We start from the raw sequence: 26276 nt of genomic DNA on the forward strand, positions 1-26276 counted from the left end.
AGTTAGCGTTTTGGATACGGATTACGACTTCTAAATCAAAAAAAAGATTGCCAAGGTGCGATTAGATACGCCCTTTGTGGTGTCACATGATGCAAAAAATGTGGCTGAATTATATTCGTCTGTTACGGGAATACAAATGAAAGTTGAGAGCAATCAACCAGCGGTAGTTGTCTATACACCCCTGGAATTTGGAGCTATTTGTTTTGAAACCCAAAACTATCCGGATGCACCCAACTTTAAATCATTCCCATCGGCACTGCTGCATCCGGGAGAAACCTATTACAACCGGTCAGTTTTTACTTTTGATTTAGTAACTTAGACAAACTAATCAACACTTCTGCGTTATGAAAGTTTTAAAATGGATATTGATCGTATTGGCGGCATTGGCCTTGCTTTTTTTCTTTGTGGGAATGCCCTATCTAAAAGAACAAACAAAGAAAAATAGCCCTCAAAAGACTGTAGTATATGCCAAAAATGGCATGGATCTTACTGTAGAATACAGCAGTCCATTTAAAAAGGGAAGGGTAATTTTTGGCGATTTGGTTCCTTATGATGCTGTTTGGCGCACAGGGGCTAATGAGCCTACTACTTTTACTACCAATTCTAAAATTTACATTATCGATAAAGAGCTTCCCGCAGGCACTTATTCGCTTTGGACAATCCCGGGTGAAGAAAGTTGGCAGGTAATTTTTAATAAGAATATTCCGGATTGGGGGGTTACCTTAATGAGTGGTGGTAAAGAAACTACAAGAATTCCGGAAGAAGATGTAGTAAATGTCACAGTGCCAAGCATTAGTTTGGTGGAAACAGTTGAAAGTTTTACTATAGATTTTGAGGATACCGGGCAATTGTTCCTCAGCCTCGATTGGGATAAAACCAAGGTCCGGGTGCCTATTAATAAATAACATTGAGTAAAGAAAAAAATAAGGTTACAAAAGGGATTCTCCAGGTAAAAAAGTACCGTAAAAAGAAGCTCTCTGTTGAGGATCTAACAAAAGGAGTCCTGAATGGAGATAAAGCTATATTAGCCAGGGCCATAACTGTAGTGGAAAGTACCAAAAATGAAGACCTGAAGAAGGCCTATTCTTTAATTGAGAATTGCCTGGCAAAGAAATCTAATAGTATTAGGATTGGTATAACCGGTGTACCTGGTGTCGGTAAAAGTACCTTTATAGAAATCTTCGGAAAAACCCTTACAAACCTTGGCAAGAAAGTTGCCGTATTGGCTGTAGATCCTACGAGCACACTTAGTAAAGGGAGTATTCTGGGTGACAAAACACGTATGCAGGAACTGGTTAAAGATCCTAACGCCTTCATACGACCCTCACCCTCAGGTGAATCACTTGGAGGAGTGGCCCGTAAGACCCGGGAGTCAGTTATCTTATGCGAAGCTGCCGGTTTTGATATAGTTTTAATAGAAACTGTTGGGGTTGGGCAAAGTGAAACAGCTGTACATAGTATGGTTGATTTCTTCCTGCTTCTAAAATTAGCCGGTGCCGGAGACGAACTTCAGGGAATAAAAAGGGGCATTATGGAAATGGCAGATGCCGTTGTCATTAACAAAGCTGAAGGCGATAATCTGAAAAGAGCGCAACGGGCAAAAGCGGAGTTTGAAAGAGCATTGCAGCTATATCCTCCAAAAGAAAATGGCTGGATTCCTAAAGTAAGTACTTGTTCATCGATTGAAAATTCGGGAATAATTGAAATTTGGGAGACGATCAAGCAATTCTTTGATACCACCAAAGACCATGGGTATTTTGAAATCAATAGGCAAAATCAGAATAAATACTGGCTCCTGCAGACTATAAATGAACTTTTAAAACTTCATTTTTTCGAGGTACCTAGTGTTAAAGAAAATCTTGAAAAGATGATGACGCAGGTTGCAAAAGAAAAAATTTCACCTTTTAGGGCTGCCGAACTACTAATGGCAGTATATAAGAAAGAACTTAAATAAAAAGTATAAATTTGTCGCAACACTTTTATACACCAGAATGAAGCCGGTTACGCTATCACTTATTTCAATTGTTATCCCTCTATATAATGAAGAGGAAAATGTAGTTCTACTCACAAACAAAATTCATGAGAGCCTGAAAGGTTATCTGTATCAGATTATTTATGTTGATGATTTTTCTACAGACAACACCCGAAAAGTGGTAAAGGAAATGAAAGATCCCAATGTTCATCTCATTGCTTTAAAAAAGAATTACGGCCAAAGTCTGGCACTGGCGGCAGGGATTGATTATGCTAAAGGAGAATACATTATAACCATGGATGGAGACCTGCAAAATGATCCGCAGGATATTCCCAAAATGATGGAACATGTGGTAAGTGGTGAATATGATGTTGTTACCGGAATACGGCAAAAAAGAAAAGATTCTTTGGTTAAAAAAATTCCATCCAAGATCGCCAATTTTATGGTGAGACGTGTAACCAAACTGGACATCAAAGACAATGGATGTGCTCTTAAAGTATTTACCAGGGATATTGCGAAGGATCTAAATCTGTATGGTGAAATGCATCGGTTTATTACATTACTTGCACATCTGGAAGGTGCTCAGATTAAACAAGTACCTGTAAAACACCACGCAAGAAATGCAGGGGTTTCAAAATACGGTTTGGAACGCGTTTTTAAGGTAGTGGCCGATATGATGCTGCTCCTTTTTATCAGGAAGTATTTTCAGCGACCAATTCATCTGTTCGGCATTTTTGGAGTACTTCTGATTATTTTAGGAATTTTTATAAATATATACTTGCTTATTGTCAAACTGGGTTACGGACAGGACATAGGCAACAGACCCTTACTCATTTTTGGAATGATGTTTATATTGGCCGGAATTCAATTGTTTACCATCGGTATAGTCCTGGAATTATTAATCAGAACCTACTACGAATCCCAAAATAAGCGTCCGTACCGAATAAAAAACATCTCTGTTGGTGGCCAATCTTCGTAAAAAAGGGATTACCCTCCTTAAAATCCTTTTTAGCTTTGTATTGCTGTATTTTGTTTTTACAAAAATTCAATTCAGCGAAGTATGGGAGATCCTTAAAGGCAGTAATTTTTATTATTTGTTCGCCGCTCTCTTGCTTTTTATAATCTCCAAAGTCTTTTCGGCCCTTCGTCTCAACCTATATATTCATCAAATTAAAATATTTCTTACACAATTGAGCAACATAAAACTCTATCTGCTCGGTATGTTTTACAATCTGTTCTTGCCGGGTGGCATTGGAGGAGATGCTTATAAGGGATATGTATTAAAAAAACAGTACGAAGTAAAGACCAAGAGTGTAGTTTCTATCCTGATTTTAGACAGACTTAACGGTCTTTTATTAATCTTTGTGATTAGCTGCCTGCTAGCCCTATTATTAAAAGAAGACAGGATAAATTCTTATAAAATATTTTTTGGAATAGCCATATCGCTTAGTATTCTGGTTTTTTGGGTTTTCAATAAAAGATTTTTTTCATTCGTTTATCCTGTTTTTTGGAAATCCCTAGGATTTTCTGCTTTAGTCCAGCTCGCCCAATTAGTTAGTGTTTTATTTATTTTGAAAGCTTTAGATGTTGAAGGAAATAACATTGCATATTTATTTATATTCCTGATATCTTCAATAGTTTCGGTTTTACCTCTTACAATTGGTGGAATAGGCAGCAGAGAAGTGGTCTTCTATTATGGGGCTTTATGGCTGGCGTTAGACGAGAATACTTCAGTAAGTATTAGCATGTTATTTTTCCTAATCACCGCCCTGGTTTCACTAATGGGAATCATCTACCATTTCAGAAAACCAGAATTAAAAGAGACTATAATTTAAAATCTTTATTCGGAAAGGTGTAATAAATGCATTTTGTTCAAAACCTCATCCCTTGTTGCCGGATTTAAAAACTTAGGTTGTAAACGCGTTATCCTAAATTGATCTACTGTGAATTGCTTGTCCCATTCTAAACCCGAAGCTTTTAATTTTTTAAGATCATTATCCGCCACATAAACCCAAATAGCACCCATCCCGGCCAAATTATTCTGCTCTGCATATTGAACCGGATGTTGGTTGTAAAAATCAAGGCCCCATGTATGATGCCATGTAATCTTATAAACATCATCTACAGGGATCTTATTCTCAGCTATTATCTCTGCCATTGCCGATCCGGCCTGATATTTAAGTAAAGATGGATAAAAATGTAAGTTTAAAATGGCATTTAAAAGAAGAGAACTGTAAACTGAAATGCTTATTAACTTAAGACCATATACCTCGGGCCTCGCACTGTAATAAACAATCAGCACAATGGCCATTATTAATAGACTATAGGCATACCAGTTTGAGATCTTAAATACGAACAAGCAAATAAGGACAGTGGTAATTAAAACCAGACTTAGAATAAAATATTGAAGCCCAAGAAATACCTTAACATTCTTTTCCTTTGATGAATTGAGTAATTCGCCGATGAATGATGCCGCAAGTATTGCGAATAAAGGAATAAGAATATTTAAATAGTGTGGTAATTTAAATTGTGCAAAACTTATGATTATAAAGATCAATGTAATACCTCCAACAGTTAGTAATTCTCGCCCGGAATCTCTCCGGAACCTGGTCGTAATAAACTCTTTCGCCCTGATCCAATAAGCTGCAAGACCGATCAGGGTCCATGGAAGAAACACCCATAAAAAGGTATGAAAAAAGAAAAAATAATCGCTGCTGTTTTTCCCTACGCCTTCTCCGCTTAATCGTTCAAAACTTTGTTCCCATAAAATAAACAGTATTCCGCTCCTATGATCTTTTCCCCTGATAACCTTCTCAGGATGCAGATCAAATTGCAGATAATACGCATATAATATTGGGGTTATAGTTAAACCAAAAACAGCCAGTGCAACCAATACCTTCCAATTAAATAACAGTTTCCATTTATTCGTATAAATTAAGTGGCAAAGTAGTGGCAGACCGATTACCAAAATGGCAATCTGACCTTTGGTAGAGAAAGCGATTCCGGCGCCAAAGGCACCCATTAGTAAGTTTTTAAAAGAATTTTTTTCTATATATGACGCAAGTTGCCAAATAGCAAAAATTGTGAATCCCGTAAGAACTGCATCGGTGCGCACGTCAATATTAGATAACATAATAGTCTGTGCGGTCATAAAAATTAGGGAGGCTATTTTCCCTACTTCACTATTGTATAGCAACCTTCCCAGACCAAAACAGCTATAAGCCCCCAATAGTGTGGCTAAAATGCCGGGGATGCGATAGGCCCATTCGTTAAGTCCGAATATTTTAAAGGAAATAGCAGCCAGCCAATAATGCATATGGGGCTTATCTAAGTATTCCTCCGGACCTTTAATCAAGTTTATAAAATCGTTTTCCTGCACCATCCGCATTGCCATTACGGCAAACTGAGCCGAATCATTCTCGAAAAGAGTCACAAACATTCCGGCCACGTATACCAGAATAATAAGGATGAGGAAAAACCAATACCTCGTATTTGAGATCATATACGATACTTGTAAATAGCAAAGATATATAACTTTGCAAATAGCCAACCAAATAGAAATCCAACCACAATGCCACTTAATACGTCTAAAGGAAAATGTACTCCGATATAAATTCTACTATAGGAGACAAAGATGGCCCAAACAATTAAAAAGATTCCTAAATACTTATAGTAGGGTCTGAAAAGAATAGTGAAGAATAAAGCTAATGCAGAGGTATTTGAAGCATGTGCTGAAAAATATCCGAATTTTCCTCCACAATAGTCTTTTACAAGGCGCATCATTTGGCTTACCTCAGGATCGTAGCATGGGCGTAATCGCTGAATGCCATACTTAAAAAAATTAGACAATTGATCTGTAGCAGTGATCAGTAAGACTACCGTGATAAGTACTACAAGCAATTTCTTTGTTCCGAATTGTTTATATGATAGTATCAGTAATAAAACATATAAAGGAATTGCGCTCCATTTATTGGTAAGAAACATCCAGAAAGCATCCCATTCAGAACTTCCCAGATTGTTAAGAAATAGGAATACTTCCTTGTCGAGTCGCATTAATTCTTCTAACATCCTAATCTTTGTATCTGGCTATTTCCCGATCATAAAATTCAGTGGCTGCTTCTAATAAATTCTCTGCTTCTTCAGATAGCGCTTTTTCATCTTCTGCAGTAAAGTCCTCAAGCCATTCCACCTCATCATTTTCCAGGTTCAATATAAACCTTGGATATTCTGTATGAACAATAAATATTGCTGTCGGGTAATCCGTATTATCGCCAAGTAAAAATTTTGGAAATTGCATAGATCAATTCATTTTTAAATATTTCAGGTAACAAAATTTACCAATGATTTAAATAAGTAAAACACCTAAGTGCCTATAAGTCGTTTAGTCATTTTGTTGAACCGAATATACAACATAATTGCCGATGCCGTTAGGCCTGATAGCAATCCTATCCATATGCCAGTACTCTTTAATTCGGTATGTAAACCAAGGTAATAGCATATAGGAAAGCCTATCAACCAATACGCAATGAGAGTAATAAATGTTGGTACTTTAACATCCTGTAAGCCCCTAAGAGCACCGAGGATAACTACCTGAAGACCATCTGAAATCTGGAAAAAAGCTGCTACTAAAAGTAATTGTGAAGCCAAAAGTATTACCTCAACATTATCTGCCTGGTTAACCGGATCGTTAACATCGAGGTAAATGGTAGGAAACCAAAACCGTCCTAAAAGGAAAAATATGGCAAAGATTACCTCTAATATAAACGTAAGGAGAAAAATAGACTGAGCAATTCGTCTTAATTCGGCGAAATTTTTGAGCCCTTTCTGATTACCCACGCGAATCATAGCGGCCACTCCAAGTCCCATACCAAACATAAAGGTCATGCTGCTCAGATTTAAGGCTATCTGATTAGCTGCCTGGGGGTTTTTGCCTAAAACTCCGCTGATCCAGATAGCTGCTGTAAATATGGCGACCTCAAAAAACATTTGCAATGCAGATGGAAATCCAAGATGGATAATCTTTCGCATAACCTCTTTTTCAATCTTTCTGAAATTAAATCCCGTAACATAATCGTGAAACTTTTTCTTCTTTTCCAATAGATACCAAAGCAATATCAGCATAATTACCCTTGATGCGAGGGTACCAATTGCAGCTCCTGTAATTCCAAGTTTTGGAAAACCCAGCGCGCCAAAAATCAGCAGGTAATTAAGCACAATATTTACCACATTAGCAACAATAGTGGCATACATGGGATATTTTGTTTGAGACAATCCTTCAGAAAATTGTTTATAAGCCTGAAACATTACCAACGGAACCAAGGAAAAGGCTACCAGATCTAAATAAGGTATCGCCAGGGTCACCACTTCAGGTGGTTGGTCCATCAAATAAAGTAATGGTTTCCCCAGTTGAATGAGGCCAAAAAGCGCAACTCCAAGGAAAGTACATAGCAATAATCCGTGTTTTAGGGCGCTTTTACCGCCAGCCTTATTACCAGCACCATCAGCCTCTGCAACCAATGGGGTAATTGCAGTTGAAAATCCAATTCCCAGCGACATAGCTATAAAAACAAAACTATTACCCAAAGAAACGGCGGCCAATTCTGCAGTACCCAATTGCCCCACCATAATATTATCGGCAAAAGCCACAAAGGTATGCCCCAGCATCCCTAAAATAACAGGAACCGCCAGCCTTATATTATATCTGAATTCTTTGGTATACCGCTGCAACAAATCTGGATAATTTTGAAGGAGCAAATATAGGATTTAGGATTGGTTAATTTGGGTATTGATGAACCTCTGTTGCATAGGTTCAAGAGTAAATCTGACAAACTTGCAATAGGACTAAACTTGTATTGGATTCACCACTTCCAATTTCAAATTTTCTTGGCTTCCTCCCAATATACGTCCATCTCGTCAAGTGACATTTCTTTTAGTTTTTTGCGCTGTTCTTTCGCCTTACTCTCCAGATATTGAAACCGCTTTATAAATTTCTTGTTCGTTCTCTCCAGTGCGCTCTCCGGGTTGATATCTAAAAATCTGGCATAATTAACTATAGAGAAAAGCACATCTCCAAACTCAGCTTCCAATTTATCTCTGTTCCCTAAGTTTATTTCTTCCTGCAATTCTGATAATTCTTCTTTGACCTTTTCAAACACTTGTTCCGGACGTTCCCAATCAAATCCAACTCCAGCCACTTTTTCCTGGATTCTATTGGCTTTCACTAATGCCGGAAGACTATTTGGAACACCTTCCAGAACACTTTTTTTGCCTTCTCCTAGTTTAATATTTTCCCAATTCCTTTTTACATCCTCTTCGCCAGTAACAGCAACATCGCCATAGATATGCGGGTGCCGGTTTATGAGTTTATCACATATAGAATTTGCTACATCGGCAATATCAAAACTATTCGTTTCGGACCCGATTCTTGAATAAAAAACAATATGCAACAGCAGATCACCAAGCTCATTTTTTACTTCATTAAGATCATTATCCAATATTGCGTCACCTAATTCATATGTTTCTTCTATGGTAAGGTGTCTTAGCGTTTGTAGTGTCTGTTTTTTGTCCCATGGACATTGCTCACGGAGCTCATCCATAATGGTAAGAAGGCGATCAAAGGCCTTAAGTTGTATTTCTCTTTTATTCATTGAACGAGCATTTGTGTAAAAGTACAAATACGAATGAAATAGGTGTATGGAAAATTTAGACTAATTTAGAAGAATTCAACCAACATATAACAAACAAGAATAACATGCTATCCAGACGAGTTTTTTTATTGCATTCCACCATTTTTACAACAGGGTCTATCCTGCTGCCTTCCTTTACCTATGCTTCAGATATAAAACAGCATTTTGGAGTTCAATTGTATTCATTTCGCAATGAAATGGATAAAGATGCCATTGGGACGTTAGAGCAAATTGCATCTCTTGGCTTTAAAGAAATTGAAACCGCCCGAAGTCAGAAAGGCCACTACTACGGCCTTACCCCCGCAGAGATGAAGTCGGTTTGTAAAGATCTCGAAATGAATCTGAAGAGTGGACATGTTCACTTAGATGATAAATGGCAACAAACCATGGAAGAAGCTGTAGAATCGGGTCAGGAGTATCTTATTTGTTCTTCTATGCCCAGCAATGGACAAAGCGTAGATAACTATAAAAAGGTGGCTGAAGAATTTAATAAAGCCGGTGAGGCATGTAAAAAGTTCAATCTTAAATTTGGTTATCACAATCATGAATATGAATTTGAATCCGAAAATAATCAGGTTCTTTATGATGTTCTCCTAAACAATACCGAGGCAGATCTTGTCCATATGGAGTTAGATCTGGGATGGGTTATAGCAGCAGGGAAGGACCCTTTGGACTATTTTAAAAAGTATCCGGGAAGATTTCCTTTATGGCACCTCAAGGATATGGATATGGATAAGAAAGAAAGTACTGAATTTGGCAAGGGTGGCCTCGATATTCCCACAATTATGGATCATAGAAAGGAATCAGGTGTAAAGCACATCTTCATAGAACAGGAAGAATATGCCAACAATCCGCTTGATAGCATGAAACATAACATGGCTTTTTTAAAGAACCTTTCATAGAACTTACTTTATTGGGCACATCAAATAACAATGTCTGAATTACGAGATCCATACTCACTTTCCCCTGATAAAATTAAAAACCCGCCTTCAACTTTTAAGGACCGTTTGAAATTTTTGGGGCCCAGCTTTATACTTTCTGCGTCAATTGTCGGATCCGGGGAATTAATAGCGACAACTACCCTAGGTGCCGAAGCGGGATTTATAACATTTTGGGTGATCATAGTGAGCTGTATAGTAAAAGTAGCGGTTCAATTGGAATTCGGAAAACATACCATCCTGACAGGCGAAACAGCAATGCAGGCCTTCAATAAGCTTCCGGGGCCTGTTTTTGGAAAAGCCAAATGGACAGTCTGGACAGTATTGGGTGTAATGATCATAAAACTTTTGCAAGTGGGAGGCATTGTAGGGGGCGTGGCCATAATTTTAAACATAGCCATCCCCGGTATTGGTGTTCCCGTATTTTGTTTTGGAATTGCAATAATCGTGGCATTGATGATCTTCAGGGGGTATTACTCTTTTATTGAAAAATTTTCCCTGAGTATGATCGGATTCTTTACAATTTTCACATTTGCCTCGCTTTATTTTCTGAAGTTTACACCCTATCACATATCTCTTGATAGTATCTGGAGTGGCCTTCAGTTTAATTTACCCAAAGAAGCTGTAGCAGTCGCTATTGGTGCTTTTGGAATAACAGGTGTTGGTGGAGATGAAATAATACATTATAACTACTGGTGCCTTGAAAAGGGCTATGCAGCATTTACAGGTGAGAATGATAGTTCTGAAGCATGGAAACTAAGAGCCGAGGGTTGGTTAAAAGTTATGAAACTGGATGCAATTATTGCCATGTTAATCTATACATCCGTAACCGCCGCTTTCTATTTACTGGGCGCAGCTGTTCTTCATGCCCAGGGATTTGTACCCGAAGGATACGCAATGGTTGAAACGCTCTCTGCAATGTATACGGAATCTTTGGGCCCTCATGCAAAATCAGTATTTCTTATTGGAGCATTTATTACTTTGTTCTCCACCCTGTTCGCTGCTTTAGCGGCATGGACCAGACAGATTACAGACATATTTGGTCAATTGGGATGGATCAGTTTTTCTAACTTTAAACAAAGAAAGAAGACAATAGCCGTCCTGGCCTGGGTAGTTCCATTATTATGGGCCTTATTATTTGTATTTATTAAATTACCCGTTTTAATGGTTCTAACGGGCGGTATAGTTGGCTCTTTCCTGCTATTTCTCGTTGTTTATGCGGTGATCCATTTTAGATATTTAAGAAGACAGCCTCTGTTTAAACCTGGTTTTATTTATGATCTTATCTTATGGGTAAGTATTTTAAGCATAGTTGGTGTTGGCATATTGGGAATATTTAAATTATTTAGTTGAATCCATCAGTGATATTGAAAAGAAAAACTTGAAAAAATATATTATGAAGTCAAAACATTTTGTAATTGTATTCTTAGCAATTGGCCTTTTTTTAGGATGTGAGAACCAGAAGTCCTATGATCTTGTCATTAGAGATGGTATTATTATAGATGGGTCTGGTGAAAAATCATTTAAAGGAGATATTGCAATTAATGCAGACACCATAGCTGCTATGGGCGATTTAAAGAGTGCTGTTGGCTCTGTGGAAATAGATGCAAGCGGGCTTTCTGTCACCCCGGGGTTTATAAATATGTTAAGTTGGGCCAATGTTTCCCTAATTGAAGATGGAAGATCGCAAGGGGATATCAGGCAAGGTGTAACCCTTGAAGTCATGGGCGAAGGACGTTCCATGGGTCCATTAAATGAGGTAATGAAAATGGAAATGAAGGAATCACAACAAAATATAACATATGACATTAATTGGACTACCCTTGGAGAATATCTGGAGTTTCTTGAAGAAAAAGGCATATCTACCAATATCGCTTCGTTTGTTGGTAATGGAACTTTAAGGGAATATGTCATGAATTATGAGTCCAGACCTCCTGATGCGGCTGAATTGGAAAAAATGAAAGAGCTTACAAAACAAGCTATGGAGGAAGGAGCTGTAGGCCTTTCTACATCTCTAATCTATGTGCCTAGTGGGCATGCAAAAACGGAAGAAATTATTGAATTGGCCAAAATTGCCGCTGCTTATGGTGGAATGTATGTATCTCATATCAGAGATGAAGAAGAATATCTCTTAGATGCTGTTCAGGAACTCATCACAATTTCAAAGGAGGCGGACATACGATCGGAAATATATCACTTTAAAGCCTCCGGCAACGCCAACTGGCATTTACTGGACAGTGCAATAATATTGGTAGATAACGCACGTAAGGAGGGACTGCCAATAACAACTGATATGTACATGTACAATGCAAGTTCAACAGGGCTCAACGTAGTATTACCGGCATGGGCGAAAGAAGGCGGACATAAGAAAACTATGGAACTGATTGCGCAACCGACGAAAAGGAAACAGATGATAAAGGAAATAGATTTCCATGTACCTCCTGAAAAGATTCTCTTAGTGGGCTTCAGAAATGAACAAATGAGACAACTCATAGGTAAAACACTTGCCGAAATAGCTGAGGAGAGGAATATATCCGCTTCTGAGGCAGTGGTTGACTTAATACAGGAAGATAATAGCAGAATTCAGGTGGTCTACTTCTCAATGTCTGAAGAAAATATTAAAAAGAAATTGGCTCTTCCATATATGGCCATCTGTTCGGATGCCGGCTCTTATACCAATGAAGGTGTATTTCTGGAACAAAGTACACATCCAAGGGCTTATGGATCCTTTGCGCGCTTATTAGGTCATTATGTGCGGGATGAAAAAGTTATTCCCCTGGAGGAAGCGATTTATAAACTCACCTCGCTTCCTGCAACAAATCTAAAACTAAAGAACAGAGGCTTGCTTAAAACAGGTTTTTATGCAGACGTGGTAGTTTTTGATCCTGATAAAATAAAAGACAATGCTACTTTTGCTAAACCGCATCAATATGCCACTGGCATGAAGCATGTCTTTGTAAATGGTATCCAGGTACTTAAGGACGGAGAACATACCGGTGCTTTCCCAGGCAGGGTAGTTCGAGGACCCGGATGGAAGGGAAATTAAATTGCAATGTCCTATTAAACGTAACACTATGAAACAATTAAGTACAATACTAATCTTATTATTATCAATAGGATGCTATGCCCAAAAATCTGCACTGGTGGCCGATGATGCTGAGCTCACCCTCGTGGCTGCAGATTACAAATTTACTGAGGGACCGGCAATGGATAAAAATGGTGATGTATACTTCACCGATCAACCAAATAACAGAATTATTAAATGGAGTGCATCAGATAATTCAGTTTCTGTTTACATGGAGGAAGCGGGCAGGGCCAATGGACTCTACTTTGATCACGATGGCAGTCTTTTGGCATGCGCCGATGAAAATTTTGAACTTTGGAAAATAGATAATTCAAAAAATCACATAGTCCTGGTCGACGAATATCAAGAGAAAAAACTCAACGGGCCAAATGACCTTTGGGTAGACTTAAAGGGAGGGATCTATTTCACAGATCCCTATTATCAAAGACCTTATTGGCAGCGCAAAGAGAAAGAAATTGAAGAAGAACGTGTTTACTATTTAACCCCTGACAGAAATGAGTTGCGTATTGTCGCAGACGATTTGGTACAGCCTAATGGAATCATAGGCACTCCGGATGGGAAAATGATTTATATCGCAGATATAGGCGATAAAAAAACGTATAGCTTTTCAATTTCTGAAAATGGTGATCTTCGCAATAAGAAGTTATTCACAGAGATGGGCTCAGACGGGATGACAATAGATAATCAGGGCAATGTTTATTTGACCGGTAATGGAGTAACCGTATTTAATAAAAAAGGTGAAGAAATACTTCAAATTCCTGTACCTCAAAAATGGACAGCCAATGTTACATTTGGAGGGCCCGATCAGAATGTCCTGTTTATAACTGCAATGAACTCAGTATATACGATGGATATGAATGTATATGGTGTGCGATAATAGTTTGATAATATGACTTAAATCATTGTGAAAAAAGAAAAAACAGCCTAAATAGTCCTATTGAGAAACATAAAACCGGATTCTTGAAAAAATTTCTAATTATCCAAATGCGCCCGGAAAATGAAGCTTGTGAAAGTGAGCTAAACGCAATTTTGCGCTATGGTGGATTGACTCGTGAAGAGGTCCATCGCATACGGGTTGAACAAGAGAACATTAAGGAAATAGATTTTGACAATTATGCTGCCATAATTGCCGGAGGAAGCCCTTTTGATATAAGCATCCCGGAAGAAAAAAAAAGTAGCGCACAAAAAAAAGTTGAAGAATTTTTTAATTCACTTTTTGATAAGTTAATTCCTCGGGATTTTCCTTTTCTTGGAGCATGTTCAGGAAATGGCCTTTTGGGAAGATATTGCGGAGCATCTATTTCTGATAAATATGCCGAAACTTTAAGAAGTGTTGAAGTTTGGGTAACGGAGGATGGAGCCAAAGATCCACTTTTAAAGGGCCTTCCAAAGAAGTTTACCGCCTTAGTAGGGCATAAAGAGGCTTGTGACACTGTTCCCCCAGGGGCGGTTCTCCTGGTTTCTTCAGATCCTTGTCCGGTCCAGATGTTTCGTATCAAAAAAAATATTTACGCTACTCAATTTCATCCGGAAGCGGATGCTGATGAATTTATATTACGAATCAGAATTTATAAATATGCAGGATATTTCAGGCCCGAAGAAGCGGAAGAACTAAGCACCGCGATACGAGAATCACATAACCCGGTCCCCAAAGAAATACTGCGTAGATTTGTAGACAGATACAGATCAGAAAAATAATTGTATTCCTCACATCATATATAACTTCTTTTTACTAATTTAAACCTATTCTTTGTTTGAAAGGTTATGGCCGACTATTCTTTAAATATTAACAACCAAACGTACAACGTTGAAATAAAGGAGGAGACTACCTTACTCTGGGTATTGCGTGAGCATCTTGGACTCACAGGAACAAAATATGGGTGTGGTATAGCTTTATGCGGATCGTGTACTGTGCATGTTGATGGCAAACCTATGAGATCATGCACTTTGCCAATAAGTAGCCTGAAAAAGGATCAAAAAATTACTACAATAGAAGGTTTGTCCCCAAATGGTGATCATGAGATTCAGAAAGCCTGGATAGAAGCTCAAGCCCCACAATGCGGATATTGCCAATCCGGACAGATTATGCAAGCCGCGGCCTTGCTAGCCGAAAACCCCAGTCCAACAAGGGAAGAGATAAAAATATATATGAATGGTAATCTATGCCGGTGTGGCACTTATTTGCGCATTGTAAAAGCCATAGAAATAGCAGCAGAAAAAACCTCACAAAAACCTTAGTGGAACCAATGAATAAGGCAGTAAGCAGAAGAGAATTTCTTAAAACCTCAGGTGGGGTTGCCCTATTTATTGGTGTTTCGGGGATTCTGCCTCAGATGATTTCTTGTAAAAACAAAAAAGAAGTACAGGGAATCATTCAAAAGCACCCGCTCACTGCATGGGTACAATTAACCGATGATGGCAGGATTATTATTTTCAACCCAGCAGCAGAAATGGGCCAGGGATCTATGACCTCATTACCAGCAATTTTTGCAGAAGAAATGGATGCAGATTGGTCTATGGTCTCAGTAGAATTCTCACCCCAGGAGTCTGATATTTACGGATCGGATAAATGGAGTCCAAATCAGAAGGTGATGCTATCGGCAGGAAGTAGGATAACCTATGGTTATTATTCTATTATGAGACAAGCCGGAGCTCAGGCCCGTTATATTTTAATGCATAGTGCCGCCGAACATTGGAAAGTTCCTTTAGCAGAGCTTAGCACGGCAAATGGTGAAGTAATTGACAATCAGGCTGGCAAGAGAATTAGTTATGGAGACCTCATTCCTTACCTGGTTATGCCCGATAACTTACCAGAATTCTCGGAATCAGATTTTAAGGATCCTAAAAACTATCGGTTTATAGGAATAGATCAGCCCAGAGTAGATATTCCCGAAAAAGTAATGGGAACTGCGCAATTTGCAATAGACATTCAATTACCTCAAATGCTCTATGGCGTGCTGGAGCGTGGGAAAGTACATGGTGCAAGCCCGACACTAAATAATGAATCAGAAATTCTATCACTTGATGGAGTAGTAAAACTTGTCCGTTTTGATTATGCGATAGGAATTATTGCAGAAACTATAGATCAGGCTCTGGCTGCCAAAAAATTGCTAAATATAAGTTGGAGTGAAGCTCTTTCAAGCGGCTTCAATTCTCAGGAATGCTATAAGAAATATGAAAAAATAGCCTCAGATAAAGCAACCGGGAAAGTGATTATAGATGAAGGGGATATTAAAAGCGCCATTAAATCAGCTGATCAAAATTTTACGGCCGATTTTAAAAATGACTATGTATATCACGCGCAAATGGAACCCCTAAATTCTGTAGTACAGGTTGGTGCAGATGGGAAATCAGCAGAGGTTTGGGTTGGCAGTCAGCAGGGTTTCGATTCTAAACTTGGTATTCCAAAGTACCTCGGGATTCCGGCAGAAAATGTAAAAATAAATCTGCAGTATTTGGGAGGAGGATTCGGAAGAAGAAGTATGACCGATTTTGTGCTGGAAGGAACAGGTTTGGCCCGGGAGGTTGCTCCCAGACCTGTCAAATTAATTTGGACCCGTGAAGATGATGTCAGCTACGGTGCATACAGACCGTTGACTTTACAACGATTAAGAGCTGCCGCGGATGCTCAGGGGAATATTACAGGTTTTTCACATTGTGTAGTTGGGGACGGGGGTAATTTGGTTGCCAGTGGTATTCGAATAGACTATTACGACATTCCCAATATATATGCCGAATGGCGGGAAGTTTCTGAAGGTATTAGGCTAAAACACTGGCGCTCTGTGGGCCATGGACCAAATAAATTTGCGATAGAATGCATGATCGATGAAATAGCTGCCTATTTCAAGAAAGATCCGGCCGATTTAAGAAGAAAGTTGCTGGCTAAGTCACCAAGGGCATTGGCAACACTAGAGAAAGCAATAGCAATATCTGATTGGGGTTCTGCAATTGATGCTAACCGTGCAAAAGGTATCGCTTTTTTGGAGCGTAGTGGAACACTTAGTACAGGTGTTTGTGAAATTTCTGTTGATAGAACAACAGGTAAAATTACTGTACATCATTTTTGGAGTGCCAATGATGCGGGTATCGTAATACAACCAGACAATGTTAAAGCCCAAATGGAAGGTGGTATAATAATGGGTATTAGCAGTGTGCTCAAAGAACAATTGACCATTGTAAATGGAAAGGTACAACAATCTAACTTCAGTGATTACCAAATATTACGAATAGAAGACATCCCTGATAGTATAGAAACCGCAATAATTGAATCTAAAGAACCACCCCGTGGCGTTGGTGAATCCGGAACGCCTTTAGTAGCTTGCGCTATTGCCAACGCATTTCTCAAATTAACCGGTAAACCCCTCAGGCATTTGCCTTTTACCCCGGAAAGGGTGTTGAACGTATTAAATACCTGATCTATAAGGTTGGAAGTCGATTTAAAATAGCAGTTAACTCATCCTTTTTATTACCTTTAACTTGTACTTAAAAAAAATCTATAAGAGGGGTTTTTTAAGCTAATAATATTGGTGTTTCCAATTAATTATTAAACATAATTTCTGTAGACATAAGCCAAAATGAAAAGAAGAAAATTTCTGCTAATATCGATTTTCGCTTTATTTCTGAGCTTAATTTCACTTTGGTATTTTAAGTTTAAATCCGCCACAACCAAAGCCCTTAGCTATCCCACAGATCTTTCAGAAATCTGCGATCGCGAGACTTTAATTCAAATTGGAAATACTTATATGAAATTGACCAATGAGAATGATAAAAGATATTTGAAAGAACTTTTGGCTAAAGATGCAGGAATGATGGTCAACGACCTAAAAAACAGCTTAAAATCCAAAGTGGCGGAAGACTTTAATACTGGAAATACGATTCTTCTTGATGGGTGGCTACTTTCGATAACAGAAGCCAGGCAATGTGCTTTTTTATGTATTTCTGAGGCAAATTAGAATTTATGCATATAGACGCCAGAGAACTTGACAACAACACAATAATTGAAGGAGATCTCTGTATTGTTGGTGCCGGTGCGGCGGGCATCAGTATGGCTCTGGACTGGAATGGAAATGGTAAAAAAGTAATCCTTTTAGAAGGTGGAGGTTTTGAGTATGACGACAAAATTCAGGACCTATATACCGGTAACTCCACAGGTCAAAGATATTATCCCTTAAGGTCATGCAGGTTACACTTATTTGGAGGGACGACCGGTCATTGGGGAGGTATGTGCGCCCCATTGGACCCTATAGACTTTAAAAAAAGAAATTGGGTGCCGGATAGTGGCTGGCCAATTACATTGGATGATCTCGTACCCTTTTATTCAAAGGCACAAAATTTATTTGAACTGGATGCATATCACTACGACTTGCACTATTGGCAGAAAGAGTACCCCGACCTCACTCCTTTCCCCTTAGACAAGAACATTATCTGGTCAAAGATGTGGCAATTTAGTCCCCCCACGAGATTTGGTAAATCATATAAAGAAACCATAGTAAAATCACCAAATATTCATCTGTACACTTATGCCAATCTTACAAAGATTGTAACTAATAATGCGGTTAGTAGCATAAAGGAGCTGATAGTAAAAAATCACCATGGAAAAACCCACAGAGTAAGGGCCAAAAAATTTGTCCTGGCCTGCGGTGCCATACAAAATGCAAGGATCTTACTGGCATCAAGAAGTGTAGCAAAAAAAGGCATTGGCAATGACAACGACCTTGTAGGTCGTTATTTTATGGAACATCTGGAAATTAAATCGGCTGAATTATGGCTCAAGAAACCATTGTCAACGGACTTATACATTTTTGATTATAGCACTCGTAAACCAAGGGCAGAATTGGCTCTTACCCAAGATATTCAAGAGGAAACCCGCATTCTAAACGGTTCTGCTTCTCTAACTCCGCTATTAATAGCAAAACAACAGACGCCTCTTATTGATGTCTGGAGCAATGAAGATCCAAGGAAATCCTTTGATAAATTAGTTGCAAATTTCAGAGAATCCAGGGAGCAAAACGATGCCTGGAAGGACAAGAAGGGAAATAGGGCTTTTGAATTATTCACTCGCATGGAACAGGCCCCAAACCTCAATTCAAGGGTATCACTTTCGGATGAAAAAGATGCACTGGGTGTACCAAGACCACAATTGCATTGGGAGTTAACGGAACTTGATAAGTACAGCATAAGAAAATTTTATCATATTCTTGGTATACAAATGGGCAAGGCTGGCATAGGCAGAGTGAAATTGGAAGAATTCCTCTGGGATGACAACGATAATTCAATGCCTGATGAGCTAGGTGGAGGTTGGCATCATATGGGCACCACGAGAATGAGTGCAGATCCCAATAAGGGAGTGGTAGATGAAAATTGTAAAGTTCATGGCATTTCTAACCTCTTTATTGCCGGTTCCGGTTGCTTTTCTACGGCCGGTGCTCCAAATCCGACACTTACGCTGGTAGCACTGTCTCTAAGATTGTCTGATTATTTAAAATCGAACTAAAATGGGATTTCCTAAATAAGATCGGGATTGTACCGATATCTGTAATATCTTTTTATTTCGGTACCTTTATTTTTGATATTTCAGAAAGCAATTTATCAGAAGAGGTAAAAATCGACAAATAATAATTTCCGGGTTAAATAACATCCAAATGGATAATATTATCCTTTTTTAGCTTTTCATAAATATTAATCAGAAACAATATGAAAATAAAAACTACCCTTATGGCCTTATTTTTAATTACAGTCATGAATGCACAAGAAAAGTACCCGCACGATCTGCCCTATTATCAGATTCCTGACTATCCGGATAGTTATACCACAGGAACTGTGGTTGCACGAATGATAGATGGCCTGGGATTCAGGTATTATTGGGCAACTGAAGGGTTAAGACCAGAAGATCTGGCGTATAAGCCTTCGGAAAGTAACAGGACTATTGATGAGACCTTAGATCACCTTTATAGCTTATCTCGTGTAGTTTACAACTCTGCTATAAAGGAAATAAATGATAGAACAGAAGGCGGAGAAGAAGTGCTTTCTTACGAGGAAAAAAGAAAACGTACTTTATTAAATTTTAAAAAAGCAAGTGAAATTTTTATTGATGCTAAAGATCTCAATGAACATCCGGTAATCTTTAAGACCAAAACAGGCACATATAAAAATCCATTCTGGAATCAAATAAACGGGCCCATTGAAGATGCGGTATGGCATTGTGGTCAGATAGTCGTATTAAGGCGAGCAGCCGGCAATCCAATAGATTCAAAAGTAAATGTATTTACTGGTGTCCGAGGTGCAGACTAATTAGCAGGGAATAACGAAAAATGTCTTTTTAATATTAATTTCAATTCTCTAAAAATATTTATCCATTAAAAATATAATTGATATGCCCTAATACTATTTTTTTATTAGGATAGGGCATATGCATTTAAATGCTATTGTTTACTTTTAAAGCAATGACATTTATCACTTTTATACTCTTCACCGGGTTTGTTGCCTTTTACGCCACCTGGAAACTTCGGCGCGATAAATTAAATACTAAAGACGGTTATTTTCTGGGAGGCAGATCACTTACAGGAGTGGTCATTGCCGGATCTTTGCTTTTGACAAATATTTCTACTGAGCACCTTGTAGGAATGAATGGCTCTGCCTATAAAAATGGAGCTATTATAGTTGCATGGGAGGTGACTTCTGCACTTGCACTGGTAATTGCAGCCTTATATTTTGCACCACGCTACTTAAAAATGGGTTTGACAACCATTCCGGAGTTTTTGGAAAAACGCTTTGATGGCCTTACAAGAACTCTTGTTGCACTTTTGCTTATTATATCATTTGTAGCCACGCTGTTGCCCATTGTGCTATATACGGGGGCACTAAATATTGAGGCTATATTTGAAATCTCCGAGCTACTGAATGTAAGCCAAAAAGAAGGTATCTGGATTACCATACTAATTGTTGGAGGAATTGGGGCAGTATATGCCATATTTGGAGGGCTTAAGATGGTAGCTTATACTGACACCATAAACGGTTTTGGTCTGCTTGTGGCCGGTTTGCTTGTTCCTGTTTTAGCCCTTTGGAGTATAGGTGATGGAAATCTGGCAGAAGGTATAAGCCTGGTCTTCAAAAAAAATCCCGGAAAATTTAATGTCATTAGCGGAGAATCGGGAATAGGACCTGGATCAAGATCTGCTATTTTACCTTTTGAAGTAATCTTTACAGGATTGATGTTAAACCAGATCTATTTCTGGACCATGCACCAGTCAATTATCCAGAGAGTACTCGGGGCTGTTAGCCTTAAAGAAGCCCAAAAAGGTTTATTATTTACCGGACTATTAAAAATACTGGTTCCTTTAGTAATTGTACTTCCGGGCCTTATAGGATTTTATTATTTTGGGGAACAATTTTATGACAATCCGGATAGTGTATATCCGAATCTTGTGAAAATGGTACTGCCCGACTGGTTAACAGGTTTCTTTGTCGCTGTCATGATGGGAGCTATACTTACTACATTCAACAGTGCCCTGAATAGTGCGGCGACAGTTTTTAGCCTAGGTATTTTTAAAAGATATATCCAGAAAAATGCAGTAGAGAGAAAACTCGTAAATATTGGTAAATGGACCTCAGCCATATTGGCGCTCTTCGCAATTGGCATAGCACCTTTTGTAGCGAATGCTCCAGAAGGTCTTTATCAACTTCTACAACAACTTAACGGTATATTTTTTATCCCAATTGCAAGTGTAATTATTGCAGGTTTTTTATTGCCAAATGTTTCCGCTACAGGTGCGAAGGCAGGTTTATTTTTTGGCTTGGCATTCTATATTCTAAGCTATTTTGTCCTGGAAGTAGATCTGCACTTTGTTCATATTTGGGGAATAGAATTTGTGCTAAATATTGGTATTATGCTATTAATATCAAGATTTTATCCAGATAAGAAGACTTTTGTAATTAAGGATGCCGGAGTATTAAACCTTAAACCATGGAAATTTGCGAGGCATTTTAGCCTGTTTTTGGTAGTATTCACCATTATTTTGTACCTTTTACTAGGAAATGTCTAGTATGGAAAAAGTATTTAGAAATTATAATGATATCGATGTAAATGCTGCTGTGCGAGAACATTATCGCAAAATGCGGGAAAGACAAACCTTTGAATATGTTCAACGGATGCATAGAAAGTATTTAAAGTTTAACAAGCCCATGGATCTCTGGGAGGCAATGGACCATTTAAATGATCTTATTGACGTTAGCGATCCTGATTTGGATCTCCCAAATGTGCAACACCTTATTCAAAGTGCAGAAGCTATTAGATCGGACAACCGGCCGGACTGGATGCAATTGGTTGGACTCATTCACGATTTAGGCAAAGTTATGTTTCTATGGGGAAGCGATGAAGATGGAACAAGCCAGAACGAACAATGGGGAATGGTTGGAGATGTTTTTGTAGTTGGCTGTGCACTACCGGAATCTTGTGTTTACCCCGAATTCAATAAGCTTAATCCGGATATGAGTGATTCCAGGTATAATTCAGAATTAGGCATATATGAAGAGCATTGTGGTCTGGATAATCTCACTTTGGCCTGGGGCCATGATGAATATCTATATCAGGTATTAAAACACCATAAAGACAACTTAATTCCGGAAGCCGGTATGGTAATGATCAGGTATCATTCCTTTTACCCATGGCATAGCGGAGGAAGTTATACCTCTTTACTCTGTGCCAAAGACAAAGAATATTTAAATTGGATACGGGATTTCAATAAATATGATCTCTATACCAAATGCAATAAGATTTATGATCTCAATGAGATTAAGGATTATTATCTGCCCATAGCCAATAAGTACCTCGGAACCGGCCCAATCTTCTGGTAGGTAAAGAATTGAAATAGGACGGTTCAATAAAGCGAATTTTTATTCTATAAAATTACTGGTTTCATAGGATTCGCTGTTGTTACATAACCCTGGTTGAGCTGCATAGATAAAAGCATTGGCAAAGTCTACACAAAAAAGATAAAATAGACATATTTCTGTATCCGCCTTGTTTGTTTAAAAGGAATTAAGCAGTTAGCATTCTTTAATAAAATTTATGATAAATTAACAATTTAAGATGATCAAAATCATTAAATTATAGAGAATTGGGTTGTATTTTTGCAAACAATCCTAATAAAAATTGTACATCATGAAACATAACGTTATATCCAACAATATTCTTTTAGCAATTATCGTCGGAATTGTTTTGCTAATAGGAATGCCGACAAATATCCAGGCCGCTACATTTTTCCAGGAAGAGGCTCAGGAAGTGACATCTTTCAATCAATTTAAAGGAGAGGTCGTTGATGCAAATAGTAACAAGCCACTTGTCTTTGCAACCTTAACCCTGGAAGGAACTAATATTAGTACCATAACAAATACAGAAGGGAAATTTTTATTAAAAATTCCCACCAGTATCGAACAGGGAAATGTCATAGTCGCCTTTTTGGGTTATAAATCTTCTTCAGTTCCGTTAGCGCAAATGAAGGAAAACAATAATAAGATTGCATTGATGGTCTCAATAACAGAATTGGATGAGGTAAATGTCGTCATTCCCAAAAGTGCACGGGCCCTGGTAAGGGAAACACTTAGAAAAAAAGGTGAGAATTACTTTGACGATCCCACACTTATGACAGCATTTTACAGAGAAACCATTAAAAAAAGAAAGAGAAATGTATCGCTTTCTGAAGCTGTTGTAAACATATATAAATCTCCATATACTACCGGGCAAAAAGATGCAGTACAGCTTTACAAGGCCAGAAAAAGTACAGATTACAGCAAACTAGATACTGTGGCTCTAAAACTACAAGGAGGTCCGTTTAATGCTCTTTATGTAGATATTATGAAATACCCGGAATATATCTTTAATGAGGTAACTATGGAAGACTACAATTTTACTTTTGAAAGATCTACAAGGATTAATGATAAATTGATTTATGTAGTAGGTTTTAATCAGCGTCCGGATATTTATGACCCTCTTTATAAAGGCCAGTTATTTATTGATGCTGAAAAAAAGATACTTACCAGCGCTATTTATTCTTTAAATATTACAAATAAGGAATTAGCAAGTAAATTGTTTGTCAGGAAGAAACCCAGGAATGCTAAGGTATATCCAACAGACATTGCCTATAGGGTAGATTATAGGGAAAAAGATGGAAAATGGTATTATGGCTATAGCAATGCGCTATTAGAATTTAAAATCAACTGGGATAAAAAGCTATTTAATTCTGTTTACAGCATGAGCTGTGAAATGGCTGTAACGGACTGGGAAAAGAATATTGCCGGTGAAGTTCCAAAAGTTAAGGATAGACTAAAATCATCTATTATACTCAGTGATGCAGCCGTTGGGTTTTCAGATCCAGATTTCTGGGGAGAATACAATATTATTGAACCAGAAAAGTCTATTGAATCCGCTATCAAAAAGATTCAAAGACAATTAAAGAGGTCTAAGCCTGAAGGTGGCGCATCTGCACCATAGACTTAGACTGTATATAGCATTCAGCAATCGGCCTCCAAGTGAGGCCGATTTCTATTTAACTGGCATAATGAATAGCCATTATGGCAAAATTCTTGATATGAGGACTTATTAACAATTGTTTATAAAATACGTTTATAACCTGTTGATTTTTAAATCCTTATAAATTTTGAATTCTTCTAAAAAATGCCCTATATTTATACCATGGTTTGAGAGATATGCCTGTCTAGGGTAAATCAGTAAAGCCATTATAAAGTTGACGTTCTTTATATTGTTGTTTAATCTTAAAATTAGTTTAGGGTAATTTATTACCAGATCCTAATTAAAGGTGAGCATAATTAAGGAGGGCTGTAGTCATCCTGTGTTATGTGAGTTCGTTTACGTTAAATATAGAGCTTAGGTTTTATGTTTAAGATAATTGAATCAAAACGATAAGAAGATACCTTCATGTGTTGCTTGGTTGAAAAATTGAGAACAAAGAAAGTTTCAAACGTTGTTATAGTTAGTCAAATGCAACTATCGGTTGCGGTGCTGCACTTCGGTACAGAACAAAAGTTTGCTAGCTATTTCTAGAAAGCCATATCACTGTACTTGTACAACGATATGGCTTTTGTTTTTATACCCTCCCTAAGTAAATAATTCTATTAATTTTTCTTAAGCAATTCGGCACTCAGAAATCTCAACTAAAGTTTAATAATCTGACGTTTTTTGCAACCTTAATATTGTATATTTGCTGCGCTTTAAACAATCTATTCTAATTTATGCCAAAAATTATATACACCAAAACTGATGAAGCGCCTGCATTGGCCACCCAATCATTTTTACCAATTGTAAAAGCATTTACTAGAACATCGGGGGTAGTTATTGAATTAAAAGACATCTCATTAGCAGGCAGGGTATTGGCAGTATTCCCGGATTTTCTAGAAGAAAATCAGCAAATCCCGGATGACCTGACTGAGCTGGGCAATTTGGCAAAAACCCCGGAAGCAAACATTATAAAGCTTCCAAATATTAGTGCCTCCATACCTCAATTAAAAGAGGTAATTGAGGAATTGCAGAGTAAAGGTTATAATCTACCTGATTACCCGGATGAACCTAAAAATGAAAAAGATTTTGAGATTAAGTCCAGATACGATCGTATCAAAGGCAGTGCTGTAAATCCGGTGTTACGAGAAGGTAATTCCGATAGAAGAGCTCCGGTACCTATAAAGAATTATGCCAGGAAAAATCCGCATTCCATGGGTGAATGGCAATCAAATTCAAAAACGCATGTTGCCACAATGGGGCATGGTGACTTTAAGTCCAATGAAAAATCACTGACTATTGAAAAGGCGGGGGACGTTAGTATAATTTTGAAGGCAACTGATGGTTCTGTAAGTACTTTAAAAGAAAAGATATCCTTGTTGCAAGGTGAGATAATTGATGCAACCGTCCTTAGCAAATCCGCACTTCTTGATTTTTTAAAAGAGCAACTGGCGGATGCTAAGAAAAAAGGAGTTTTATTCTCAGTACATCTCAAGGCAACTATGATGAAAGTCTCCGACCCTATTATCTTTGGTCATGTGATGGAGGTTTATTTTGCAGATGTATTTAACAAGTATTCTGCACTATTTGAGGAAGTTGGCATTAGTTCTAATGATGGTCTCGAAATGTTATTCGAAAAATTAGAAACCCTTCCCGAGAATAAAAAAACAGAAATTGAGGAGGATATTATGCATGCGCTGCATGATGGTCCTGATCTTGCTATGGTAAATTCTGATAAAGGAATTACTAACCTTCATGTACCAAGCGACATCATTATTGATGCATCTATGCCCGCTATGATCCGTACTTCGGGTCAAATGTGGAATAAGGAAGGAAAACTACAGGACACGAAAGCCATTATCCCAGACAGCAGCTACGCCAGTATTTATCAGGCAACTATAGATTTTTGCAAAAAGAATGGAGCATTTGATCCCCGCACAATGGGAACCGTACCTAATGTTGGCCTAATGGCTCAGAAGGCGGAAGAATACGGATCACATGACAAAACCTTCGAAATTGCAAAGGATGGAATTGTAAGTGTTATTGATAATCACACCGGGGAGGAACTTTTAAATCATAAGGTAGA

The 26276-nt window shown here is 38.1% G+C and carries 23 protein-coding genes and 1 pseudogene (1 of these 24 running past the window's edge); 19 read left to right on the forward strand and 5 right to left on the reverse strand.

Annotated elements, in window-relative coordinates:
• The first annotated feature begins 55 nt into the window (after positions 1 to 55).
• Genes Q0X89_RS12295 through Q0X89_RS12315 form a run of 5 tightly spaced genes read left to right on the forward strand, consistent with a single transcriptional unit; the run spans position 56 to position 3807 of the window.
• A complete protein-coding gene (locus Q0X89_RS12295) occupies positions 56 to 319 on the forward strand; it encodes a hypothetical protein (protein WP_297694589.1) in 264 nt (87 codons plus the stop codon).
• A gap of 25 nt (positions 320 to 344) precedes the next feature.
• The gene (locus Q0X89_RS12300) at positions 345 to 905 is read left to right on the forward strand and encodes a DUF2911 domain-containing protein (protein WP_297694591.1); all 561 of its coding nucleotides are present in this window, start codon (positions 345 to 347) and stop codon (positions 903 to 905) included.
• A 2-nt stretch (positions 906 to 907) separates the two neighbouring features.
• The gene (gene meaB / locus Q0X89_RS12305) at positions 908 to 1954 is read left to right on the forward strand and encodes a methylmalonyl Co-A mutase-associated GTPase MeaB (RefSeq protein WP_297694593.1); all 1047 of its coding nucleotides are present in this window, start codon (positions 908 to 910) and stop codon (positions 1952 to 1954) included.
• 37 nt (positions 1955 to 1991) lie between these two features.
• Positions 1992 to 2951 (forward strand): glycosyltransferase family 2 protein, encoded by a 960-nt coding sequence (locus Q0X89_RS12310; protein WP_297694595.1) that lies wholly within the window; start codon positions 1992 to 1994, stop codon positions 2949 to 2951.
• Entirely contained in the window at positions 2935 to 3807 is an 873-nt protein-coding gene (locus tag Q0X89_RS12315; protein ID WP_297694597.1) for a lysylphosphatidylglycerol synthase transmembrane domain-containing protein, read from the forward strand. Before Q0X89_RS12310 ends, Q0X89_RS12315 begins: the two co-directional genes overlap by 17 nt.
• Before the next feature lie 5 nt (positions 3808 to 3812).
• Here the strand turns inward: Q0X89_RS12315 and Q0X89_RS12320 are convergent, their stop codons facing one another.
• The 5 genes from Q0X89_RS12320 to mazG form a co-directional block, all read right to left on the reverse strand.
• Positions 3813 to 5474 carry a glycosyltransferase family 39 protein gene (locus tag Q0X89_RS12320; protein ID WP_297694599.1) on the reverse strand — a complete coding sequence of 554 codons (1662 nt, stop codon included), beginning with the start codon at positions 5472 to 5474 and terminating at the stop codon, positions 3813 to 3815.
• The gene (locus tag Q0X89_RS12325; RefSeq protein ID WP_297694601.1) at positions 5471 to 6040 is read right to left on the reverse strand and encodes a phosphatase PAP2 family protein; all 570 of its coding nucleotides are present in this window, start codon (positions 6038 to 6040) and stop codon (positions 5471 to 5473) included. The genes Q0X89_RS12320 and Q0X89_RS12325 overlap by 4 nt, the downstream gene beginning before the upstream one ends.
• A gap of 1 nt (position 6041) precedes the next feature.
• A complete protein-coding gene (locus Q0X89_RS12330; protein WP_297694603.1) occupies positions 6042 to 6269 on the reverse strand; it encodes a hypothetical protein in 228 nt (75 codons plus the stop codon).
• 65 nt (positions 6270 to 6334) lie between these two features.
• Positions 6335 to 7702, reverse strand: coding sequence for an MATE family efflux transporter (locus tag Q0X89_RS12335; RefSeq protein ID WP_297694698.1), 1368 nt, complete (start codon positions 7700 to 7702; stop codon positions 6335 to 6337).
• Positions 7703 to 7845: 143 nt separating this feature from the next.
• A complete protein-coding gene (mazG, locus tag Q0X89_RS12340) occupies positions 7846 to 8619 on the reverse strand; it encodes a nucleoside triphosphate pyrophosphohydrolase (protein ID WP_297694605.1) in 774 nt (257 codons plus the stop codon).
• A 104-nt stretch (positions 8620 to 8723) separates the two neighbouring features.
• Here mazG and Q0X89_RS12345 point away from each other — a divergent pair, with 104 nt between their 5' ends.
• The 14 genes and pseudogenes from Q0X89_RS12345 to Q0X89_RS12410 all read left to right on the forward strand — a co-directional run.
• Positions 8724 to 9560, forward strand: coding sequence for a sugar phosphate isomerase/epimerase (locus Q0X89_RS12345; protein ID WP_297694608.1), 837 nt, complete (start codon positions 8724 to 8726; stop codon positions 9558 to 9560).
• A gap of 30 nt (positions 9561 to 9590) precedes the next feature.
• The gene (locus tag Q0X89_RS12350) at positions 9591 to 10949 is read left to right on the forward strand and encodes an Nramp family divalent metal transporter (RefSeq protein WP_297694610.1); all 1359 of its coding nucleotides are present in this window, start codon (positions 9591 to 9593) and stop codon (positions 10947 to 10949) included.
• 43 nt (positions 10950 to 10992) lie between these two features.
• Complete coding sequence (locus tag Q0X89_RS12355; protein WP_297694612.1) at positions 10993 to 12642, forward strand: amidohydrolase family protein; 1650 nt, start codon at positions 10993 to 10995, stop codon at positions 12640 to 12642.
• Between the two features lie 28 nt (positions 12643 to 12670).
• Complete coding sequence (locus Q0X89_RS12360) at positions 12671 to 13558, forward strand: SMP-30/gluconolactonase/LRE family protein (RefSeq protein ID WP_297694614.1); 888 nt, start codon at positions 12671 to 12673, stop codon at positions 13556 to 13558.
• A gap of 83 nt (positions 13559 to 13641) precedes the next feature.
• Positions 13642 to 14379 (forward strand): glutamine amidotransferase, encoded by a 738-nt coding sequence (locus Q0X89_RS12365; RefSeq protein WP_297694616.1) that lies wholly within the window; start codon positions 13642 to 13644, stop codon positions 14377 to 14379.
• Between the two features lie 66 nt (positions 14380 to 14445).
• Complete coding sequence (locus Q0X89_RS12370; protein ID WP_297694618.1) at positions 14446 to 14919, forward strand: (2Fe-2S)-binding protein; 474 nt, start codon at positions 14446 to 14448, stop codon at positions 14917 to 14919.
• An 8-nt stretch (positions 14920 to 14927) separates the two neighbouring features.
• Complete coding sequence (locus Q0X89_RS12375) at positions 14928 to 17096, forward strand: molybdopterin cofactor-binding domain-containing protein (protein ID WP_297694620.1); 2169 nt, start codon at positions 14928 to 14930, stop codon at positions 17094 to 17096.
• Between the two features lie 159 nt (positions 17097 to 17255).
• Complete coding sequence (locus tag Q0X89_RS12380; RefSeq protein WP_297694622.1) at positions 17256 to 17633, forward strand: hypothetical protein; 378 nt, start codon at positions 17256 to 17258, stop codon at positions 17631 to 17633.
• A gap of 5 nt (positions 17634 to 17638) precedes the next feature.
• Positions 17639 to 19174 carry a GMC family oxidoreductase gene (locus Q0X89_RS12385; RefSeq protein WP_297694624.1) on the forward strand — a complete coding sequence of 512 codons (1536 nt, stop codon included), beginning with the start codon at positions 17639 to 17641 and terminating at the stop codon, positions 19172 to 19174.
• Positions 19175 to 19374: 200 nt separating this feature from the next.
• Positions 19375 to 19971 (forward strand): hypothetical protein, encoded by a 597-nt coding sequence (locus Q0X89_RS12390; protein ID WP_297694626.1) that lies wholly within the window; start codon positions 19375 to 19377, stop codon positions 19969 to 19971.
• A gap of 152 nt (positions 19972 to 20123) precedes the next feature.
• Positions 20124 to 21722, forward strand: coding sequence for a solute:sodium symporter family transporter (locus Q0X89_RS12395; protein WP_297694628.1), 1599 nt, complete (start codon positions 20124 to 20126; stop codon positions 21720 to 21722).
• Position 21723: 1 nt separating this feature from the next.
• Positions 21724 to 22533 (forward strand): inositol oxygenase family protein, encoded by an 810-nt coding sequence (locus tag Q0X89_RS12400; protein WP_297694630.1) that lies wholly within the window; start codon positions 21724 to 21726, stop codon positions 22531 to 22533.
• Positions 22534 to 22840: 307 nt separating this feature from the next.
• Entirely contained in the window at positions 22841 to 24169 is a 1329-nt protein-coding gene (locus tag Q0X89_RS12405; protein ID WP_297694632.1) for a carboxypeptidase-like regulatory domain-containing protein, read from the forward strand.
• A gap of 758 nt (positions 24170 to 24927) precedes the next feature.
• Positions 24928 to 26276: pseudogene (locus Q0X89_RS12410) on the forward strand (NADP-dependent isocitrate dehydrogenase); it runs 827 nt beyond the window's last position.

The sequence above is a fragment of the uncultured Eudoraea sp. genome (genome assembly GCF_947258525.1).
In the GTDB taxonomy this organism is placed as follows: Bacteria; Bacteroidota; Bacteroidia; order Flavobacteriales; family Flavobacteriaceae; genus Eudoraea.

Bases quoted from the DNA above. Each gene is read 5' to 3' on its own strand.
- Q0X89_RS12310 (WP_297694595.1), top strand. From the start codon at position 1,992: ATGAAGCCGGTTACGCTATCACTTATTTCAATTGTTATCCCTCTATAT.
- Q0X89_RS12405 (WP_297694632.1), top strand. From the start codon at position 22,841: ATGAAACATAACGTTATATCCAACAATATTCTTTTAGCAATTATCGTC.
- mazG (WP_297694605.1), bottom strand. From the start codon at position 8,619: ATGAATAAAAGAGAAATACAACTTAAGGCCTTTGATCGCCTTCTTACC.
- Q0X89_RS12390 (WP_297694626.1), top strand. From the start codon at position 19,375: ATGAAAATAAAAACTACCCTTATGGCCTTATTTTTAATTACAGTCATG.
- Q0X89_RS12320 (WP_297694599.1), bottom strand. From the start codon at position 5,474: ATGATCTCAAATACGAGGTATTGGTTTTTCCTCATCCTTATTATTCTG.
- Q0X89_RS12330 (WP_297694603.1), bottom strand. From the start codon at position 6,269: ATGCAATTTCCAAAATTTTTACTTGGCGATAATACGGATTACCCGACA.
- Q0X89_RS12325 (WP_297694601.1), bottom strand. From the start codon at position 6,040: ATGTTAGAAGAATTAATGCGACTCGACAAGGAAGTATTCCTATTTCTT.
- Q0X89_RS12370 (WP_297694618.1), top strand. From the start codon at position 14,446: ATGGCCGACTATTCTTTAAATATTAACAACCAAACGTACAACGTTGAA.
- Q0X89_RS12375 (WP_297694620.1), top strand. From the start codon at position 14,928: ATGAATAAGGCAGTAAGCAGAAGAGAATTTCTTAAAACCTCAGGTGGG.
- Q0X89_RS12380 (WP_297694622.1), top strand. From the start codon at position 17,256: ATGAAAAGAAGAAAATTTCTGCTAATATCGATTTTCGCTTTATTTCTG.
- Q0X89_RS12350 (WP_297694610.1), top strand. From the start codon at position 9,591: ATGTCTGAATTACGAGATCCATACTCACTTTCCCCTGATAAAATTAAA.
- Q0X89_RS12360 (WP_297694614.1), top strand. From the start codon at position 12,671: ATGAAACAATTAAGTACAATACTAATCTTATTATTATCAATAGGATGC.
- Q0X89_RS12355 (WP_297694612.1), top strand. From the start codon at position 10,993: ATGAAGTCAAAACATTTTGTAATTGTATTCTTAGCAATTGGCCTTTTT.
- Q0X89_RS12395 (WP_297694628.1), top strand. From the start codon at position 20,124: ATGACATTTATCACTTTTATACTCTTCACCGGGTTTGTTGCCTTTTAC.
- Q0X89_RS12300 (WP_297694591.1), top strand. From the start codon at position 345: ATGAAAGTTTTAAAATGGATATTGATCGTATTGGCGGCATTGGCCTTG.
- Q0X89_RS12400 (WP_297694630.1), top strand. From the start codon at position 21,724: ATGGAAAAAGTATTTAGAAATTATAATGATATCGATGTAAATGCTGCT.
- Q0X89_RS12345 (WP_297694608.1), top strand. From the start codon at position 8,724: ATGCTATCCAGACGAGTTTTTTTATTGCATTCCACCATTTTTACAACA.
- Q0X89_RS12385 (WP_297694624.1), top strand. From the start codon at position 17,639: ATGCATATAGACGCCAGAGAACTTGACAACAACACAATAATTGAAGGA.